The sequence below is a fragment of the Streptomyces sp. NPDC090741 genome, from assembly GCF_044769045.1.
Classification (GTDB): Bacteria; Actinomycetota; Actinomycetes; order Streptomycetales; family Streptomycetaceae; genus Streptomyces.
The window spans coordinates 198,671-216,557 of sequence record NZ_JBIVXF010000010.1 but is presented as its reverse complement, the minus strand read 5'-3'; the positions used below and the strand labels follow the sequence as shown (position 1 = coordinate 216,557).

20 protein-coding genes and 1 pseudogene are annotated in these 17,887 nt (G+C 69.7%); 13 read left to right on the top strand and 8 right to left on the bottom strand.

Annotation, left to right across the window (positions count from 1 at the left end):
* The first annotated feature begins 17 nt into the window (after positions 1 to 17).
* Together ACIQU4_RS26680 and ACIQU4_RS26675 are read left to right on the top strand one after the other, a co-directional pair.
* On the top strand, positions 18 to 1,241 hold the full coding sequence (locus ACIQU4_RS26680) for a sensor histidine kinase (RefSeq protein WP_403735522.1): 1,224 nt from the start codon (positions 18 to 20) through the stop codon (positions 1,239 to 1,241).
* Positions 1,242 to 1,245: 4 nt separating this feature from the next.
* Complete coding sequence (locus ACIQU4_RS26675) at positions 1,246 to 1,935, top strand: response regulator (RefSeq protein ID WP_403735520.1); 690 nt, start codon at positions 1,246 to 1,248, stop codon at positions 1,933 to 1,935.
* A 323-nt stretch (positions 1,936 to 2,258) separates the two neighbouring features.
* Here ACIQU4_RS26675 and ACIQU4_RS26670 read toward each other — a convergent pair whose 3' ends face one another.
* Together ACIQU4_RS26670 and ACIQU4_RS26665 are read right to left on the bottom strand one after the other, a co-directional pair.
* Positions 2,259 to 3,155 carry a hypothetical protein gene (locus ACIQU4_RS26670; RefSeq protein WP_403735518.1) on the bottom strand — a complete coding sequence of 299 codons (897 nt, stop codon included), beginning with the start codon at positions 3,153 to 3,155 and terminating at the stop codon, positions 2,259 to 2,261.
* A complete protein-coding gene (locus tag ACIQU4_RS26665) occupies positions 3,098 to 3,649 on the bottom strand; it encodes a YbhB/YbcL family Raf kinase inhibitor-like protein (RefSeq protein ID WP_403735515.1) in 552 nt (183 codons plus the stop codon). Before ACIQU4_RS26665 ends, ACIQU4_RS26670 begins: the two co-directional genes overlap by 58 nt.
* 63 nt (positions 3,650 to 3,712) lie before the next feature.
* On the opposite strand from ACIQU4_RS26665, the gene ACIQU4_RS26660 reads away from it, so the two are divergent.
* Positions 3,713 to 4,405, top strand: coding sequence for a GntR family transcriptional regulator (locus ACIQU4_RS26660; protein WP_403735513.1), 693 nt, complete (start codon positions 3,713 to 3,715; stop codon positions 4,403 to 4,405).
* A 578-nt stretch (positions 4,406 to 4,983) separates the two neighbouring features.
* On the opposite strand, the gene ACIQU4_RS26655 is transcribed toward ACIQU4_RS26660, so the two are convergent.
* Positions 4,984 to 5,415 (bottom strand): winged helix-turn-helix transcriptional regulator, encoded by a 432-nt coding sequence (locus ACIQU4_RS26655; protein ID WP_403735510.1) that lies wholly within the window; start codon positions 5,413 to 5,415, stop codon positions 4,984 to 4,986.
* A gap of 95 nt (positions 5,416 to 5,510) precedes the next feature.
* Here ACIQU4_RS26655 and ACIQU4_RS26650 point away from each other — a divergent pair, with 95 nt between their 5' ends.
* The 8 genes from ACIQU4_RS26650 to ACIQU4_RS26615 all read left to right on the top strand — a co-directional run bounded on the left by ACIQU4_RS26650 (position 5,511) and on the right by ACIQU4_RS26615 (position 9,830).
* A complete protein-coding gene (locus tag ACIQU4_RS26650) occupies positions 5,511 to 5,861 on the top strand; it encodes a DoxX family protein (RefSeq protein ID WP_403735507.1) in 351 nt (116 codons plus the stop codon).
* A 442-nt stretch (positions 5,862 to 6,303) separates the two neighbouring features.
* Positions 6,304 to 6,582, top strand: a complete 279-nt coding sequence (locus tag ACIQU4_RS26645) for a hypothetical protein (protein ID WP_403735504.1) — start codon at positions 6,304 to 6,306, stop codon at positions 6,580 to 6,582.
* A 154-nt stretch (positions 6,583 to 6,736) separates the two neighbouring features.
* The gene (locus ACIQU4_RS26640; protein ID WP_403735500.1) at positions 6,737 to 6,979 is read left to right on the top strand and encodes a hypothetical protein; all 243 of its coding nucleotides are present in this window, start codon (positions 6,737 to 6,739) and stop codon (positions 6,977 to 6,979) included.
* The gene (locus ACIQU4_RS26635; protein ID WP_403735497.1) at positions 6,951 to 7,478 is read left to right on the top strand and encodes a DUF6879 family protein; all 528 of its coding nucleotides are present in this window, start codon (positions 6,951 to 6,953) and stop codon (positions 7,476 to 7,478) included. Before ACIQU4_RS26640 ends, ACIQU4_RS26635 begins: the two co-directional genes overlap by 29 nt.
* Before the next feature lie 15 nt (positions 7,479 to 7,493).
* Positions 7,494 to 8,339, top strand: coding sequence for a helix-turn-helix domain-containing protein (locus ACIQU4_RS26630; RefSeq protein ID WP_403735494.1), 846 nt, complete (start codon positions 7,494 to 7,496; stop codon positions 8,337 to 8,339).
* Between the two features lie 95 nt (positions 8,340 to 8,434).
* On the top strand, positions 8,435 to 8,602 hold the full coding sequence (locus tag ACIQU4_RS26625; RefSeq protein WP_403735491.1) for a hypothetical protein: 168 nt from the start codon (positions 8,435 to 8,437) through the stop codon (positions 8,600 to 8,602).
* Positions 8,599 to 8,829: a hypothetical protein gene (locus tag ACIQU4_RS26620; RefSeq protein ID WP_403735488.1), complete on the top strand. Its 231-nt coding sequence runs from the start codon at positions 8,599 to 8,601 to the stop codon at positions 8,827 to 8,829. The genes ACIQU4_RS26625 and ACIQU4_RS26620 overlap by 4 nt, the downstream gene beginning before the upstream one ends.
* A gap of 749 nt (positions 8,830 to 9,578) precedes the next feature.
* Positions 9,579 to 9,830, top strand: coding sequence for a hypothetical protein (locus tag ACIQU4_RS26615; protein ID WP_403735485.1), 252 nt, complete (start codon positions 9,579 to 9,581; stop codon positions 9,828 to 9,830).
* Here the strand turns inward: ACIQU4_RS26615 and ACIQU4_RS26610 are convergent.
* Genes ACIQU4_RS26610 through ACIQU4_RS26600 form a run of 3 tightly spaced genes read right to left on the bottom strand, consistent with a single transcriptional unit; the run spans position 9,778 to position 11,776 of the window.
* On the bottom strand, positions 9,778 to 10,068 hold the full coding sequence (locus ACIQU4_RS26610) for a hypothetical protein (protein WP_403735818.1): 291 nt from the start codon (positions 10,066 to 10,068) through the stop codon (positions 9,778 to 9,780). The genes ACIQU4_RS26615 and ACIQU4_RS26610 overlap by 53 nt on opposite strands.
* Positions 10,069 to 10,111: 43 nt before the next feature.
* On the bottom strand, positions 10,112 to 10,561 hold the full coding sequence (locus ACIQU4_RS26605) for a hypothetical protein (protein WP_403735482.1): 450 nt from the start codon (positions 10,559 to 10,561) through the stop codon (positions 10,112 to 10,114).
* A 42-nt stretch (positions 10,562 to 10,603) separates the two neighbouring features.
* Positions 10,604 to 11,776, bottom strand: a complete 1,173-nt coding sequence (locus ACIQU4_RS26600; RefSeq protein ID WP_403735480.1) for an amidase domain-containing protein — start codon at positions 11,774 to 11,776, stop codon at positions 10,604 to 10,606.
* Positions 11,777 to 11,959: 183 nt separating this feature from the next.
* Here ACIQU4_RS26600 and ACIQU4_RS26595 point away from each other — a divergent pair.
* Positions 11,960 to 12,681: pseudogene (locus ACIQU4_RS26595) on the top strand (IS5 family transposase); the annotation flags it as partial.
* Positions 12,682 to 12,686: 5 nt separating this feature from the next.
* Here the strand turns inward: ACIQU4_RS26595 and ACIQU4_RS26590 are convergent.
* Both ACIQU4_RS26590 and ACIQU4_RS26585 read right to left on the bottom strand, forming a co-directional pair.
* The gene (locus ACIQU4_RS26590) at positions 12,687 to 13,838 is read right to left on the bottom strand and encodes an FAD-binding oxidoreductase (protein WP_403735478.1); all 1,152 of its coding nucleotides are present in this window, start codon (positions 13,836 to 13,838) and stop codon (positions 12,687 to 12,689) included.
* Between the two features lie 930 nt (positions 13,839 to 14,768).
* Entirely contained in the window at positions 14,769 to 15,146 is a 378-nt protein-coding gene (locus ACIQU4_RS26585) for a hypothetical protein (RefSeq protein WP_403735475.1), read from the bottom strand.
* 193 nt (positions 15,147 to 15,339) lie between these two features.
* Here ACIQU4_RS26585 and ACIQU4_RS26580 point away from each other — a divergent pair, with 193 nt between their 5' ends.
* Positions 15,340 to 17,886, top strand: a complete 2,547-nt coding sequence (locus ACIQU4_RS26580) for a DUF6185 family protein (RefSeq protein ID WP_403735472.1) — start codon at positions 15,340 to 15,342, stop codon at positions 17,884 to 17,886.
* The last annotated feature ends 1 nt before the right edge of the window (position 17,887 follow it).

Sequence of the window (17,887 nt, the reverse complement as noted above, 5' to 3'; positions counted from 1 at the left end):
CGGAGGATACGGAAGTGATGTCCCGTCAGGCGCCCTGGAGCTCCCCGCGGCTCCAGGCGCCGCTCGACCGGTGGAGGGAGCGGGGCGCCTCCTTTCAAGACGGCCTTGTGGCCGTGGTGCTCGCGCTGCTCGCCTTCGCGCCGACCCTGTCGAACATCGGCGCGCAGATCGGTGACCTGCCCCAGCGGCCGGTGGACGCGCTGGGTATCGGGCTGACCCTGGCCCAGACGCTGCCGCTGGCGGCCCGCCGTCGGTGGCCCGCCGCCACTCTGGCCGTGGTCGCGGGCGCGTTCGCCGCGCATCAGGCGCTGGGTTTCGCGACGACGTTCGGCAGCCTGGGACTGTACGGCGCGCTGTACTCGGCCGGGGCCCACCAGGTCCGCCTCCGCCGGCGCCTGGCGGCCGTGGCGAGTGCGGGCTACGTCGCCCTGGCCCTGGTGCTGCACCGTCTGGGCTCACCGCAGGGCATCGCGGACTATGCCGCCTTCTATCTGACTCTGGCCGCGATCTGGCTGGTAGGGAGCAGCGTGCGGATGCGCAGGGCACAAGAGACGGAGCAGCGGCGGCTGGCCGCTGAGGTGGCCACGGCGACCGAGCGGGCGCGGATCGCCCGCGAGCTGCACGACGTGGTCACCCACCACGTGACGGCCATGGTGGTCCAGGCCGATGCGGCACAGTTCCTGATCACCTCCGCGCCGGAGCAGGCCGGTGAGGGACTTGTGGCCGTCAGCGACACCGGACGGCGGGCGCTGACGGAGCTGCGCTACCTCCTCGGCGTGCTGGAGGCGACCGGCGAAAGCGCCGATCCGGCGCGTGCGGACCGGGCCCCGGCCCTGGGACGGGTGGCGGACCTCATCGAGCAGGCCCGCAGGTCGGGCCAGCCGGTCGAGTTCAGCGAGCAGGGCGAGCGGCAGCCGCAGCCGGTGGACGTGGAGCTGGCCGCCTACCGGGTGGTGCAGGAGGCACTCACCAACGCCATGAAGTACGCGGCCGGGCGGCCGACCCGGGTCTCGGCCCGCCATGGCGGGGAGCACCTCGAGATCACGGTGGTCACCGGCGGATCCGACAGCCCCCCGGCCGACGCACGGGTCATGCAGGTGCCGGGTTCGCGGGGCGGGCGGGGTCTTGCCGGGCTGCGTGCACGGGTGCGGCTGCTCGATGGTGAACTTGAGGCCGGTCCCCGGCCCGAGGGCGGTTTCGAGGTCCGCGCCACGATTCCCACCAAGCCCGTCCAGGAGTAGCCCCGTGAGCGAGAGCGACGCGCAGCCGCCGATCCGTGTACTCGTCTGTGACGACCAGCCACTGGTGCGCACCGGCTACGTCACCATCTTCTCGGCGCAGCCCGAAATGGAGGTCGTCGGCGAGGCCGAGAACGGGCACGAGGCGGTCCAGGCCGCACGCCGACTGTGCCCCGACGTGGTCGTGATGGACATCCGCATGCCCCTGCTCGACGGCATCCAGGCCACCCGGCAACTGGCTGGCCCCGATGCCGAAAATCCGCCGAAGGTGCTGGTCGTCACCACCTTCAACGTCGACGCGTACGTGTACGACGCCCTGAAGGCCGGAGCCAGCGGCTTCCTCCTCAAGGACGCACCACCGGCCCAGCTGGTCAACGGGATCCGGACGGTGGCCCAGGGCGAGGCCCTGCTCGCTCCCGCCGTCACCCGCCACCTCATCGGCCACTTCGCCGAGCACATCCGCCCCACCCGCCCCGAACGCGAAACGGTCGTCAAGGCACTGACCCCGCGCGAGCTGGAAGTGTTCCAACAGGTGGCCGAGGGCCTTTCGAACGCGGAGATCGCCGAAGCCCTCTTCATCGCCCCGGAAACAATCAAAACCTACGTCTCGCGCATCCTGGTCAAACTCGGCCTGCGTGACCGGGTCCAAGTAGTCGTCCTCGCCCACCGCGCCGGACTGGTGTCCGGCACGGCCTGATCGAACACCCTCGACCCGCCCGGAGCCAGGCCGGTCCCGGGGCCAGACAGCTCCAGGGCCCGACGGCGAGGCGCGGGTGGTCCGTCCGGCCGACGGCCCGAAACAGCACGCATGAGTCAGCGGCGCCACTCCACGGCCCCGTTCGTCCGCGCGCCGACCGCCCGGACGCCATTTCCGCACGCCCACCTTCGAGTTCCGCCGCCCCGCGCTCCCTGTTCGGATCACGCCAACGACGGCAGGGCACGGCCGGTCCGCCTGACCGTGCAGGGATCATGGTCGGGGTCCGGCGGCGCGTGATTGATCTTGCTCGCGCGAAGGACCGTTTATGCGAGATCAGACCGTCCATGAACGGCCTGGAACGTTCCCGCCGCGGTGAACGCGTTGGTGATCGGCGCGATGAGCGAGGCAAAGCGGCGGGCACCCGCGGTGCCGATCGGCGCCCATAGCGCGGCGCAGTGCTCGTCCGTTTCCACTTCGATGCGCTCGCGTGCCGCGCTGCCGGCGTCGGTCACCACGCCGTGGGAGTCGAGCCAGCCGCGCGCGACGAGGCGTGCCGTCGCTGCGCTCCACTCCTCGTCGTCCCATTGACGGGTCGCTCGCGCAAGAGCTGCCGGGAGGCGGCCGGTTGCGGTGTGCAGAACGAGGCAGTCGCACGGCCCGAGGCCGTTGTCGGCGAGTACGACGAGATGGGCGTCGCCGCGCCACTCGCGCGCCACCGTGATCTGCTGCCACAGTGCGGAAAGAGGATCGGATGGAAGCGCGACCGAGGCGTTCGCGGCGGCCAGTACCTTGCCGGCGTAGTCGGCACCGGCGACGACCGGGTCGATCAGCAAGCGCGCCTCGGCAAGGTGGTCATGCGTGAGATGTACGTTGACGCGCCGCATCGCCCGACCGGCGGCCAGGAAACGGGCGGCCTGCCACCGCTCAGGCGGCGCGGCGTCCCACACGCCCGCCATGGCCCGCACCGCCCGCGGGCTGAAGTTGTAGAAGGCCGCGAGCGTGACTTGCCACGGAACCGCGCCCATCGCGGCCGACCGGAAGGCCAGATACGCCGGCCCGCGGTCGGTCACGCCGAGCCCGGCGGCCTCCTCGGCGCTCTCGGGGGCAAGGTAGATGAACAGGTGGGCGGCGCTGACGGCGCGGCTGACGTCACGGACGGCGTTCAGGTCCATCGGGCCGTCGTCGAGGTGGGCGGAGTCGGGAAGGTCGTCGAGGTGCATGGCGGTGGTGTCTCCGGGGAGTCGGGCGGCGCTGTCAGGCGGGTGTTTCGGCAGTGGCGATCAACACGGCGTGTCCGAGGGTGTGACCGGCATGGTGAAGCCGAGGACGGCCGGTATGGCGTCGGCCGGGGCGCATGTGGCGGGATGTCGAGGGCGTGCACCACGCGGAAGTAGCGGTGCGGGCCGTGCCCGGTCGGCGGGGCGGCACCGACGTAGTGGCCACGCGGGCGTCGTTGGATAACTGGTAGGCACCCTCGGGCAGTTGTGAGCCGGTGCTCGTCGCCGGCGCTCTCGGAGAGCCTGGTGATGGTGGCGGGGATATCGGCGACCGCCCAGTGCCAGAACCCGGACCCGGTGGGGGTGTCGGGGTCGTAGACGGTGACGGAATAGCTCTTGGTGCCGTCCAGGGCCCCGCTCCAAGACAGCTGCGGGGATATGTCCTTCCCGCCAGGCAGGCACGGCGGTCGCTCCTTTCCGGACGAGGGAGTTCTCATCAGCTACTGAATCGACAGTAACACGGATAATCGATTATCTAGTGGATCGTCTAGGATGAGCTCATGACTCAGACGGCGCACGCCTCCACCCCGCCGGGGAAGCAGATGCTTTCCGAGCAGGTCTACGCCCACCTGCGAGACGCGATCATGCGCGGGGACCACTCCCCCGGCGCCCCCCTCAAGCCGCAGGACCTTGCCAAGGAGCAGGGCGTGAGCTTGGCCGTGGTGCGCGAGGCGCTCGTGCGGGTGGTCGGCGAAGGGCTCGCCGACCGGCTGCCCAACCGCGGTTTCGCGGTCCCGTCCTTCTCCGACCGCCGCTGGCAGGAGATCGCGGAAGCCCGCCGGACCGTCGAACCGGTCGTACTGCGCATGTCCATCGAGCGCGGCGACGTCGACTGGGAGGCACGCGTGCGGGCCGCCCACCACCGTCTGGTGCGCACTCCGGCGTACGTGCCGCAGGAGAGCGAGTACTACACAAGCGCTTGGGCCGAGGCACACAGGGCCTTCCACCGCACCTTGCTGGAGGGGTGTGGCAACAGCGCGCTGCTGGAGACCTTCGACCGGTTGTGGACCGCGAGTGAGCTGGCCCGCCGTTGGTCGGCGCACCGCAACCCCGACCGGGACGGCGCCAAGGAACACCGCGGGCTGGAGGAGGCCGCGCTGGCCCGCGACGCCGACACCGCAGCCGCGCTCCTGGTCCGGCACCTCACCTTGACCGCGGCTGCTCTGACCGACGATTCAGATCAGGCCACCTAGGCTCACGCCACAACAGCGAGGTCGAGGTGGGCATTCATGTCCAGCTCGAACCAGCCGCCCGGTGGGCGCCATCGCCGCCCACTGGGGCTTCAGCGGACCGCGAACGCAGGGTCGACAGGGAGAACCTCGACGCGCGGATCTCCCCCAGGTCGAGCACCGCGGCCTCACCCCGGAACGCGGCGGGGCGCTCACAGCTGGCGGGCATCACCTCGCTCGACACGATCTCGGAGTACCAGTCGAACCGATCTCCTGCCGGTATCCCGCCCGTTGACACGACCGACCACAGTCAGCGCCCCCTGATGGATCTCTTTGACGAGACCAGGATGCAGCCAAAAACCCGTGGCCACGCACGGTGATCGGGCAGGCCCTCCGCGCGGGGAGGACGGTGGCTCGCGGCCCATGCCGATGGGGGGGCACAACCACGCGGATTCCGCCGCGGGGCCCGCGGCGCAACGGTCCCACCACCGACTGCGGCTTGCCTCGCCGCACTGACGGGGCGCGCCCGAAGCGGCTGCCGAAAACGGCGGGGCATCCCCGCGAGGGCGGAGAGCAGGCTTCTTGACCTGGGACCCTATTGATCAGAAACGGTTCGGATTCGCATCAACAGGAGGAGACTTCACCAGGGTCGCCTGGTCCGCCCCGATGGTCCTGGCCCCGTCGGCTGCTTCCCGGAAGGTGACGACCGCCTCGCCGTTCTCCCGCGCCCATGCGGTGAGCATCCTGATGGGCTCCTCCAGGGTTCGCCCGAGATCGGTCAGGGTGTACTCCACGCGCGGCGGTGCCTCGGCGTACGCGTGCCGCTCGACGAGCCCGTTGGCTTGGAGCCGGCGCAGCGTCTGGGTCAGTACCTTGCGCGAGATGCCACCGCTCAGCTCGACCAGCTCGCCGTGGCGCAACGGGCCATCGGTCAGCGCGAAGAGCGTGACCATGGACCACTTGCTGGCGATGATCTCCATGGCCAGGAGAGCAGGACAGTCCGAGAGGAAGCCAATTCCGGGTCGCAGGCTCATGCCCCGAAGGTTACCTGGAGGTACCTGGCGGCCGCCTATCGTCGTCGAGGTGCGCACGCCCCGTACTCGCATCTCGCATGATTGAGGTTTCAGCCATGTTCGTCTCCCTTGCCGTCGTCACCGTGTTCTTGTCGGCGGTTCTCCTGGTATCGGCCGGGGCCAAGTCTGTGCGGACGCGGCACATCACCGAGCAGATGTCCGCCCTCGGAGTGCCGCAGAGCATGATGCCTTTCCTGATCGGCGCTCAGATCGCGGGCGCGGCCGGTGCGATCGCCGGACTCTGGTGGGGACCCCTCGGAATCGCCGCCGCGATCGGCTTGACGCTCTATTTCGCTGGGGCGGTCGCCTTCCACCTGCGTGTCGGTGACCGCAAGGGCGCGCCTCCGGCGCTGGTCCTCACCATGGCCTCCGTCGCCCTGATCGCGCTGCGCGCTGCCACCCTCTGATCCGATGCCGGGAATGACGCGGGTGATCCACAGCGGCCTGGTGGTGTACGTGGTCGGGGACTCCAGCAGGGCACGGAGTACGAATGCTCCAGCAGTTCCTGCTGGCCTGTGGGGCGCTGGATCGGCGGGCTGCCGACGGGAAGCAGCTCCATCCGGGCCTTCGCGCCGGCCCAGGTCTCACCGGTGTAGCGGCGGCAGAGATTGACGTGATCGTTCGCGCGCATTGCGCAACAACTCCTCGTGGATGCTGCCGGATCTCAGCGAGAAGTAGCTGCCTGCGAAATCAACTCAGGTACGCCATGGACCAAGTCGTGGGAGGCTATAGCTAGGCTTTCGACACGCTGCGCCATTGATCCGGAACGACGCACGACGAGGGCTCCCTCAGCCCACGGCAACCTACGGCCGCCAAGACGCTCTCCGACGCTTCGACACGCCGACGCAGATGCCGTGGTCGGCGGCGCGGCGGGAGGCGTACGCGAACGACCAGGCGTCGCCGGACACGCTGATCGCGGTGTCCGCCGCGTCCAACAGGAGCAAGGCCGACAAGGACCCGGCCGAGTGGCCTCCCTCGGACGGCTCCTACCACTGCGCCTACGCCGCGACCTGGGTCGGTACGAAGCTGCGCTGGGACCTGGCCGCCGACGAGAACGAGCGCCAGGCCCTTCTCGGCCTCGCCGAGGAGGGCCCCACAACCACGGTCGTCTACGAGCCCGCCGTGTGACGTCGGCCTGGTTCCGCCTGCACGGTTCGCAGGCGGAACCTCTCACCGGCGATTATCGACGGGCGATCCCCCGTTCTCTGGCCGCCGTCCCCTCTTTCCTGCTCCACTGGGACGAGCGCAATTTCCCGCAAGCACAGCGATGCAGGGGGCAGACATGGCATTACGGTTCATCGGTATCGACCCGGACTCCGACACCGGGCAGTGCCCGACGGTGTGGGTCGACGAAGCCACGGCTGAGGTGGTCATTCAGGGGTGGAAAGCCGACGAGGCCCTGCTCGCGGAGTGCCTGGAGACGGGGGCTGTCCCTGAGACCGAGGGCGTCGTGCGGATCCCCGTGCGGATGGCGGCGATGCTGAGGGAGGCCTGTGATGCCGCAGAGCGACGTGCCGGGCTTTGACGTCCTGCTGGACGGTGCCCGCCACTCCGCCCTCCACCTGGAGATGCGCGACGGCTACGGGGTCGCGGCGGAGTCCGCCGGCTTTGCCCACTGGCTGGAGACCGGCGAGCGGAATACCGACCCCGACTCGGAGTACTGGGCGTTCTGGACCGGTCTGGTGCGCCGCACCGTGGCGCGCGGGGTGAGCGTGCGGCGGGCCCGCATCGTCTCGGCGCCGCTGTCGGACTACTCCCGCTACAGCCACGCCGGCGCGGTGGTGAACATCTCGGCCGGCGAGGAGATTCGCTACCTGCCCCGCCGCCACGCCTCCGACATCGCGCTGCCCGGGAACGACTTCTGGCTGATCGACGGCCGCCTCATCCGCTGGAACCACTTCACCGGCAACGGCGCCACGGCCGGCGGAGAGATGTCCGACGACCCGGCCGCGGCCGCGCTGTGCGCCTCGGCGTTCACGGTGGTGTGGGAGCGCGCCGTCCCTTATGAGGACTACAAGCCCTAGTCGGCGCACTCACCGATGACCTCGCCCCTGTCCAGTGCCCAGGCCGCCCGCACCGCGCTCGCCGCGCGCCTGCGGCACCTGCGCCTGGACGCGGACCTGGCCGGCCACCAGCTCTCCCGTGCCTGCGGCTGGCACCCGGCGAAGACCTCCCGGATCGAGAACACCCGGGCCGTGCCCTCCGACGCCGACATCCGCGCCTGGTGCACCGCGTGCGGCGCCGACGGCCAGGCCGAGGACCTGATCGCCGCCGCCCGCCACGCCACCTCTATGTACGTGGAGTGGAAGCGCCTGAACCGGGCCGGCCTGGCCAGCCTCCAGCAGGAGATCGCCCCACTGCTGGAGCGCACCCGCCAGTTCCGCGTGTACTGCTCCCACGTCGTCCCCGGCCTGCTCCAGACCCCCGCGTATGCGGCCGCCGTCATCGCCGCCTACGGCACCTTCCACGGCACGACCGACGACATCGAGGCCGCCGCAGCCGTGCGCGTGAGGCGGTCCAGGGTGCTGCACAAGCGCGGCCGCAAGTTCGCGTTTCTCATCGAGGAGTCCGTCCTGCACTCCCGCATCGCCGACCCCCAAACCACCGCCGCCCAGCTGGAGCACCTCGCCGAGCTTGCCGGGCTTCCGCAGGTCTCCCTCGGCATCATCCCCATACGTGCGCCCCGCCCGCTGTGGTCGATGGAGTCCTTCACCGTCTACGACGACGCCCAGGTCGGCATCGAACTGCTCTCCACCCGGGTCACCATCACCGCCCCCGGAGAGATCGCCACCTATGAGCGGGCCTTGGCCGACCTCGCCTCCCACGCCGCCTACGGGGCCGGCGCCCGCACTCTGATCCGACGGGCCGCCGCAGCGCACCGGTGAACCTCCGCAATTTCCCGCAAGAACGTTGAGCGGCCACCCGCCGGATACCTAGCTTCGAGGGTGTTGGGATTCCAGCAGCGGCACGGAGGCCCCTGATGAGCACACCCACCAACGGCCCGGAACCCGCCCGGTGGAGCCCGGCCCGGCAGGATCACGGCACCCCTTCCGCCGAGCTTCGGGCCCGCGCGGACCGCGGCCTCGCCCGCTTCCTCGGTGACCAGGACAACGAGCGGGAGAGCGCCATGGACGGGGGCGAGGCATGAAGAAGAGCGCCAACCTCGGCTTCGGGCACGAAGACCATCCGCTGCTGGGCCGCCGGGTCCGCGACCTCGCCTCCGGCACCGAGGGCGAGCTGATGGCCGTCGTCACCGAAGAGATCGCCACCCACGCCGGCCGACGCTGGACCCGGCGCGCGTACATCCGACCCGAAACCGGAGGCCGGGAACTACCTACCGCAGCGAGCAACATCGAACCCCTCGGCACCGACTGAACCAGCACAAGCCCGAGCAGCTCGCCAAGGAGCGCCGTACGCGCGGTCTTCGGAAGCGCCGTGGACACACTCCGCGACGAGACCTTGCGCGGGCGCCCCGCCCTGTGGATCCGCTGGCTCGGTGCGCTGCACGCCGAACTCCCCGACGGTGTCGCCCGCCTGCATCTCCCCTCCAGGGCGACGCGCTCTCCCATCCGGAATTCACTGGCGCCGGTCACGGGCAGCGCGGCAATCATCTGCGGAAACCCTGTCTCTCCCGAGGCCCGCGAAGATGCCTGTACCCGGGACCGGCAGCGGATCGCCGAGGAGAAGCGCCTGGCCGCGCTCCCACGGCCAACCACCATTCGGTGCCACTGAGGGACCTGCCGACCGCCCGCCCACTGACGAGGGTGCAGGCGGCCTCGATGCAGCCGACGAGGCTATCTGTTCCCGGGTCGGCCGGCTTCGCGGGCTACCGACCACCGTACGTAGGGGATCCCTCCGAGTAGGCCGGACGCGATGGTGGCCGATGCCCACATGGCCGCCGACGGCGAGCGCCCTCACCGGGAGAACCGCCGCACTGCGGCATGGCGCTCAATGGGCAAGTTGAGGATCTTCATCGCGTCAAGGCCCTGGCCGTGTCCGCCGAAGCGACTACTGCCGCGGCGGAAGCCGGGGACGCGGGAGGAACGGCGCCCACTGCTGTTCCCGGGCCTGTGCCCGCGTCGGTTCCGGGTGTGATCGTTCCGCCCTGACGGGAGGGGCGGTTGGTGTCGGTGCTCTCGCCGGACAACCAGTGGATCCTGAACGTGCTTCAGGACCGGCCAGGCCACGGGCCGGTGCGGGCCAGGGACATCGCGGTGGCCCTCGGGATCGAGGTGACGGTGGCGGCGAAGGTCGAGGGAGTGCGGTCGAAGGCGAGACGCCTGGCCGAGCGCGGGTGGTTGCTGCAGGAGGCGTCGAGCGCGTTCAGTGCCGGCCGCAGGCTCGTGGCCTCGCCAGGCGGCGGCTCATCCGCGTAATCGTCGACCACTGGAGCATCGCCTCGCTGGTCGCGGTCAGGGTCTCGTAGTCCCGGCACAAACGCCGAGAGTGCATCAGCCAGCTCAGGGTTCGCTCGGCCACCCAACGCCTCGGCAGCACCACGAACCCCTCCATATCGTCGGTGCGCTTCACGATCTGCCGGGCCCAGTCGATGAGGGAGCCGGTGCAGCCGCCGTCGGCCCATACGAGGCAGATGTCCCGGTGCCGGGCCCGCAGCCGGGTCAGCAGGCCGACGGCCGCCTCACGGTCTGTGCTCCTCCTACTCCGTCGGCGACGGCCGTGACGTCTGGGCCGGTGTCTTCGGTGTGCCGCCCGGGTTCGTGCCCAGGACGACGTACCACGACTTCCCCTTACGGGTTAGCGTCAGCGTCTCGTTGACGGGTCGGCCCTTGTCGTCCGTCGCGCGGACCTGGGCGTCTGCCGTGTCCGGGCCGAACTCGTGACTGACCCGGACGTCGTCCACGTGCAGCGTGCGTCCGCCCTGCGCGGCGACCAGCTTCTGCGCCTCCTCCTCCGTCCCCGCGTTCCCGGGCGGGCCGAGTTTCGCCAGGGCCTGCGCATCCCGGTCGTTGAGCGCCTTCACGTACGCGACTGCGGTCTCGCGCTCGTTTCTCGCCTTCCCCTGGTCACCGCCCCCGTCGCTGTCGCACGCGGCCACGGACAGGACCGCGACCGCCGTCGCGCACACGATGCGAAGTGGTGTCTTCATGTCGCTCCAGAGGAAGGCGAGCCGGTCAACGACGGTGAACGATCAGGTGCGGTGCGCGTACCACGTCGTGTGCGGGCGCGCGGCGAGGAGGTTGGATAGCTTCCGGTTGTGCGTGTTGTTCGTGTGGTACGTCAGGTAGATCTCGTCGGCACCCGAGAAGCCCGTCACGATCACCGTATGGTCGATGGTGTTGTCACGGTCCCAGTCCGCCTGCAGCACGTCGCCCAGGCCCATCTGCCAGACATTGGACAGGATCCGGGTGCGCTGCGAGTGCTTCGTGGCGAACCAGTACCAGTTCTCCGCACCCGCCCAGGTGTAGCTGGTCGTCCAGGTGTGGCCGCCGTAGTACCACTTGTCCTTGTCCTTGCGGTCGAGGAACCCGCTGCCCTTCTGCTTCCAGCCACCGGCCTTCATGGCCTGCGAGATGAAGTTGGTGCAGTCGTTCCCGTAGGTGCGGTAGCTACCGTTGGGGTTCTTCCAGTAGTGGTTCGCATAGTTGACCATCGCCGTGTAGTCGTACCCGGCGGCCAGGGCGGTCTTGTCGTTCGCGGTGCGCTGTCCGGCCACGTGGTCGGTGGCGGAAGAGGCCGTGCGTCGGTCCTCGTTCTTCGCGCCTTCCGCGGGTTGCTCGGTCTTCGGCGGGGTGTTGTACGTGGTGACGTCCCCCGCGCCGAGGTCCGGGCGGTCCTCGGCGAGCACCCACTTGCCGGCCGCGTCGCGCGTGAAGGTGAGCGTGTGGTCGAGGACGTACTCCTCGGCCTTGGGCTCGTCCGCCGAGCGGACGTTCGGGTAGAAGAGGCTCGTGCTCTCTGTCAGCCGGAGCGTGGCCCTGCCGCCCTGGTGCTCCGCCTTGCCCGCGGTGACCGTCACCTTGGCGCCGGAGTAGCCGCCGCTGGCCTTCTCGTAGACGCGGCCCATCCCGGCGAGCTGGGCGAACTCCGTCGCGAGGTCCTTCCGGAGTTCCGGTGTGGCAGGGTCGGGCACGACCGGGGCCAGGCGGTGGGCTCCGGCCGTGGTGACCGAGTCGGCCCGCTGCTGCAGGTACGCGCGGGCGACCCCGGTCAGGTCCCGGACCTCGCTGCCGGCGAGCGGGCGGAGCTCCGCCGCTTCCTCGGACGTCCCGCTCCCGGCGGCGGATGCCGGTACGGCCGCGGTGAGCGCCACGAGTGTCGCCGTGATCAACGCGTACGGTAATCGGCGAGCGATCTTGCTCATGTTTCCCCCTGTTGTGATGGCTGATGCCTGTATCAGGCTGCTCTTGAAGGGGGCTCATGAGGTAGTAGGCGAGCCCTGATGGCCGAATGTCGACGCTGATTGGCGCGAGAGCGACTTACTGGTCATTTCAGAATGAGTTTGGTTCAGGGGCTTGGCGGTTGGGCTGGCGGGCGGCAGAGTTCTGGCCGGCTGCCAGCGGGTGACCGTGCAGCCATGCGGGGGATCGTCTATGTCCTGCGCACGGGCGTGACCTGGGCGGACGTGCCGACCGAGATGATCGGCTGCAGCGGGGTGACGTGCTGGAGGCGACTGCCGGACTGGACCGAGGCCGGCGTCTGGCCCCGCCCGCACGAGATCCTCCTCGCGGAACTCCGCAGAGCCGGCCTGCTGGACCTGGACGACGCCGCGATCGACGGCTCGCACATCCGGGCTCTGAAAGGGAGGCTCACACCGGCCCTTCGCCGGTCGACCGCGCCCGCCCTGGCAGCAAGCATCACCTGATCACCGACCGCCACGGGACACCCCTCACGGTGTCGCTGACCAGCGGAAACCGGCACGACGTCACCCAGCTCACGCCCCTCCGGGACGCGATTCCCCGCATCCGCGGCCTGGTCGGCCGGCCCCGTCACCGGCCACGGCGGCTGTTCGCCGACCGCGGGTACGACTACGACAAGTACCGACGCCTGCTCCGTGCCCGCGGCATCACGCCGCAGATCGCCCGCAAGGGCACCGCCCACGGATCCGGCCCGGGCAAGACCAGATGGGCCGTCGAGCGAACCTTCGCCCGGCTCCACCAGTTCAAACGCCTCCGGATCCGCTACGAGATACGAGGCGACCTGCACCTCGGACTACTCCAACTCGCCTGCAGCATCATCTGCTCACGACGGCTCAGAACCTCATTCTGAAATGATCAGTAAGGCCTGATGTTCTGGTTCAGGTGGAAGAGGTTCCCCGGGTCGTACGTGCGCTTGATCTCGACAAGGCGGTCGTAGTTTCCCTTGTGGTTGGCGCGGATGCGGTCCTGGTCGTCGTCGGCCATGAAGTTGACGTAGCCGCCCTCCTCCGAGTGCGGGGCGGTGGCCTCGTAGTAGTCGCGGACCCAGGCGGTGTTGGCCTCGTTGTCGGCGGGGTCCGGCCACATGCCCGCGATGACGGTGGCGAAGGAGGGGTCCCGGTAGGCGAAGGCCGTCGCAACCGGGGCGACCCGGTGGCAGGCGCCGTTGATCGGGTAGATGTGGACCGTCGAGTTCACTGCGGGCAGGCGCGGGCCGTGCACCAGGTGCGCCTCGATCGCGGCGTCGCTCAGCTCCGTCACGAAGTTGGCCTTCCAGTAGTGTTGGAGACCGGGCGGCACGAGCACGTCGAAGGCGCTGTTGAGTGCCGGGTACGGCATGACGCCGACGTGCTCCGCGACCACCGGGGCGAAGTCGTGGAAGGGCTGGAGCGCCCGCTCGCCCTCCTCCGGCTGGCCCGCCCAGCACGACACGATCAGGACGAAGGGCTCGCCGTGCCGGTCTTCCGGGATGAACGGCAGCGGCGGGGCGATCTGGAAGGCCGGGAACCCGCCGAGCTGCTCCGGCGCGTCGGCGATGAAGTCCCGGAAGGAGCGCAGGACCGTGCCGGCACTGTCCAGCTCGAAGAGGATCGGCTCGCCGTAGATGTCCTTGACGGGGCTGAGCCGGAATTCGAGGGAGGTCACCGCGCCGAAATTGCCACCACCGCCGCGCAGCGCCCAGAAGAGGTCCTCGTGCTCCTGTTCGTTCGCCACGACGAGCCGACCATCCGCCGTCACCACGTCGGCCGAGACCAGGTTGTCGCAGCTCAGGCCCAGTTCGCGGTCGAGGTAACCGATGCCGCCGCCCAGCATGAGGCCGCCGACGACGGTGGTGGAGATGATCCCGCCGGTCGTCGCCAGGCCGAAGGCGTGGGTCGCCGCGTTGAAGTCGCCCCAGGTCGCGCCGCCCTCGGCACGCGCCGTCCGGCGTACGGGGTCGACGCGGACGCCGCGCATCGCGGACAGGTCGGCGACCACGCCGTCGTCGCAGGTGCCGAAGCCGGGCACGCTGTGCCGCCACCGCGTACCGCCAGGTCGAGGTCATTCTCCCGGGCGAAGTCGACGGCCGCCATGACGTCGACCGCGTTGGCGCAGCGCACGACGGCGGCCGGCCGTCTGTCGATCATGGCGTTGTAGACCTTGCGGGCCTCGTCGTAGGCCTCGTCCTTGGGAGGCACGACCGCGCCGCGCACCCGTTGGCGCAGCTGGTCCACAGAGAGGTTGCCCATGGCCATCGCTCCTCTTGCCCTGGCTCGGAAGGCGTGGTGCCTGTGGCAGCGGCGCGGCGTCGAACGGTGGGACTTCCCGCGAGCCCCGAGGCCGTCTGCCACTGGACAGGGCCCAGATTCGCGCTACGCCGATGGGATGAAGCGTCAACAGGAACCCCTCAAGCGACCTGAGTAAGAGGCGTTGCCTGTGACCGATGCCCAGCGGGCGGTGCCATTCGACCGGAGGTGTCGCGCCGTTTGGGGATCCCTCCCCGGACGGACGAGGACAGGGCCGGCCTGCGGGCAGGGTGGGCCGCGCGCCACTCGCGCGAGCTCAGCGCGGCACCGTCGACGCTCGTGTCAGAGGCGGGGGCGGGGTCACGAAGATATCGCCGATCCGCCCATCGCGACCCGACAGGTACGAGGTCAGCGTGTGGAAGTTCGTTCATGCGGTCCGGATCTTGGTCCGAGCGCTCTTCAGGCGGAGAGGATCCGGTCAGGACGTACCGGGGAGCGGTATGGCGACCTGTGCGGCGGTACAGGATTCCGCGAGCTTCGTCCAACGGCGGCTTGGCCAGCGCCCTGGGCCAGGCCGAGACTGTGCGGGCCGCGGGCGAAGACGTGCACGGTGTGTTGTACCTCGTGCACTGCCAGTGCAGAGGCTAGCTGGTAGGTGTGCTCCGGAGGGACGTAGATGTCCTCGCCGAGCAGGATCAGCCGTGCGGGCCGGTCAGCGCGACCCGTCGCAGCCCGGGCACAGGTCGAGCGGGTCGCACAGCATGACGACCTGGTACGGCCCACCCTCGTCCACCGCGGCGCCGTGGGGCGCGAACCGCCACTGGGAGGGCTTGACGTGCCGCGTCCGGTCCCGCTTCTCCACGTGGGCGTGCAGGGTGCGCGCGGCGGGGTCGTTCGTCTCGACCATGACCTCGTCGGGGGCGAGCGGGAAGTGGTCGTGGAGCAGGCACAGGCCGAAGCGGTCCAGGTTCCCGTGCTTGTCGAGCACCTCGACGAGGTCCCGTACGAACGCCGCGTCCGAGGGCCCCAGCCCTTCGGCTTCCTCGAAGCGGGGGAGCTTGCGCGCGGTGGATTCCTTGGGGTGGGTCATGGCACGTCCCGTGGAGTGTGGGTAGGTCCCCCGATGCCATCGTCGGCCGCCGAGCGTTCTCCCGCAATCCGGTTGGCGGAGGCCGGGAGGGTGAGCGGGGTGCGGCGGCCGCGTGTCCGGGTGCGGCGGGGTGCGGTGCGTGTTAAAGGGTCTTAGGACGGGGTGCCGGAGGAGACGATGCGAACGGGGCGGGATGGTGCAAACCCGGTGGTGGAGCCTGATCCTACTGCTCACCGCAGCCATGGCGGCGTGGGGCGGGGCACAGCAGGCGCACGCTGTCGACGTCTGTGAGGCGGGGAGGCTGAAGGCCCGCAACGTGAGTGCCAGGCTCGATTTCGACTACCACGACCGCAGCTACGCTCAGGTGCTCTCGACCCTCATCGTCAGTGTCTCGGCGAAGGAATGGCCCCGCGCCACGGATCTGGCACTCAGCGAGAAGTCGGCTCTGTACCGCAAGGCGATGCGCTGCCTCCTCCGGGGGGATGACACCACCCCGCGCAGTCGTGAGTGGCGCTTCCACGACCCGCGGGTGAGCGTCCGGGGCGACCTGGTCACCGTGAATTACGCGGCGACCGCATGGATCGAGCAGAACAGGCCTTTTCTGCTCGGTCCATGGCGGATCGAGGTCAACAGGAAGGGCGACAACTGGCGCGTCTTCCTCCGGCCGCCGAACACGCTGAAGAATGCCAAGTGGGGCCAGGTCGAGGTCCAACTGGACGGTCTCGAAGCCACCAATGTCTTTCCTCCGCCTTCCTCTGCCGACCCGGAGCGCCTGGTGTGGTCCGAACCGGAACCCTTCGACGTGCGGGTCGAGGTGGATCCCCCCTGGCAGCGCTCCTTCAATGTGGGCGAGCAGTGGCGGACCCTGGGCTGGGTGGGTGTCGCCACTTGGTGGGCGTTCACCTCGCTGGTGAGCGTGGTGGCCGTGCTCTATGCGTCGTGGAAGCAGCCCGGTGCATCCGTTTCACCAGCTGCTTCCGGCACCCCGGGACCGGTCGGCTTTGCAAGGGTGATCCTGCTGTGGGCCGTCCTCAGCGCGGTGGTGGCGGCTGTCCTGCGCGTGCTGATCGTGGATCGCCCCCCATCCGCCGGACCGTCCTGGCGCCACCTCGTCGCCATTGCGCTGGCCCTGGTCCTGGTACTGGCCGCCCGTCCGTGGTGTGCCATCAGGTCTTCGTCTCCCCCCACCGCGCAGGAGACAGCAGCCGGCGTCGACGTCAAGGACGCCCAGCGACGTCGGGCCTGGGCGGTGAGCCTGATCGCCTCAGCCGTGGCGGTGTCCGGCTTCCTGTCGGTCGTCGCCCTTCCGGGCCTCATCGGGCTGACACTGCTGGCGCTGGGGACGCTGTGGTTGTGGCTCGCCGCGATGGCGGCATGGGCGTGGCGTTTCGTGCGGGAAGGGGCGATGGCCCGGCGTTCCTGGAACAAGGCGTGGGACGAGGCCCCGATCCGTTCCACGGTGGTTGCGACAGCCCTGCTCGCGGTGATGGCGGCGGCGCTGCTCACCTCCTTCTGGTGGACGCACGCGCGTTTGTGGAGTCGCGTCTACTGGCTCATCGACGAGCCCGAGACCGCCCGCGACCGGGAATGGGTCGGGTTTCTCGTCCAGTTCCCCTACTCCGGACTCACATGGGTCTACGCCTACGCGTGGCTGCTGACGGGCATCGCGCTCGTCGCGTTGCTGCAGATCCGCGTCAGAGACCGGCAGGGTCGGCCCGAAGAGTGTGACGAAGGACCGCCGTTGGGGCCGGCCAAGGCCGATCTCCTGCTGACCGTCGCGGTCTTCACCATTTCCGTGGGGTTCCGGCAGGTCGAGTTCGCGGGTTCCAACCTGCTGTTCGGTGTCTGGCTCCTGCTGATGATCGCCTCGCTGTACGCCGTAATCACGGTCGGCCGGCGGTTTTCCGTACTGGGTCGTACCGAAGAGGAGTTCCGCGTTCGAAGACTGGGCACCAAGCGGCGCCGGCACGTATTGCTGAACAAGGCCCACGAGTTCCGCAACCTGCACCACAAGCTGTACGCCCTGGACCGTGGCCGGGCGGAGGGAGACCTCTCACGCGAGGAGGTGGAAAAGAGGCTGGACGGGCTGCACCACTGGCTGTTCGCCGGGCGGGGCAAGGGGCATCCACCAGCCCAGATCTCCGTGCTGGACGCAGCCCTCAGCTGGGGGCCGGGCGAAGACTGGTGGGACAACGCCAAGAGTGCCGCGCGCCTGGCATTCTGCTTCGGGTTCCCGGCCAGTCTCGCCCTCGTCTGGCTGAGCTACCTCAAGGACGACCGGACCCAGATGGCCACGTTCCAGAGCCTCACAGGGCTGCCGGAGATCGTGGCGAAGTGCCTGGCGTGGCAAGTGGCATGGGCCGGAGGAGGCCTGGTCCTGGGGGCGCTGTGGCGGGTGCTCCCCGGACGCCGAAGTCCGGTGCGGGCGCTGAGCCTGACCGCTGCCTACGCCATCCCCGTCTGTGTGGGCGCCCTGGTCACCCAGATCACCGACACGGAACTCGGGTACGTCTTCCTGCACGTGGCGCTGATGCTCCTGGTCCTGACGCTCACGAGCATCTGGATGGACATGGAGACCTTCAGCGAGGAGAGGAGGTTCTGGCCCAGCGGCGTCGGCCTGCTGCTGTCGGTCTACCAGCTGCGGGGCCTGTCCACGCAGGTCGCCTACCTGGCCGCCCAGCTGGCGATCGTCGTGGGCGTGTGGCGCAGCCTGGCCAGCAGCGACTCCCGGCCGAAGTAGG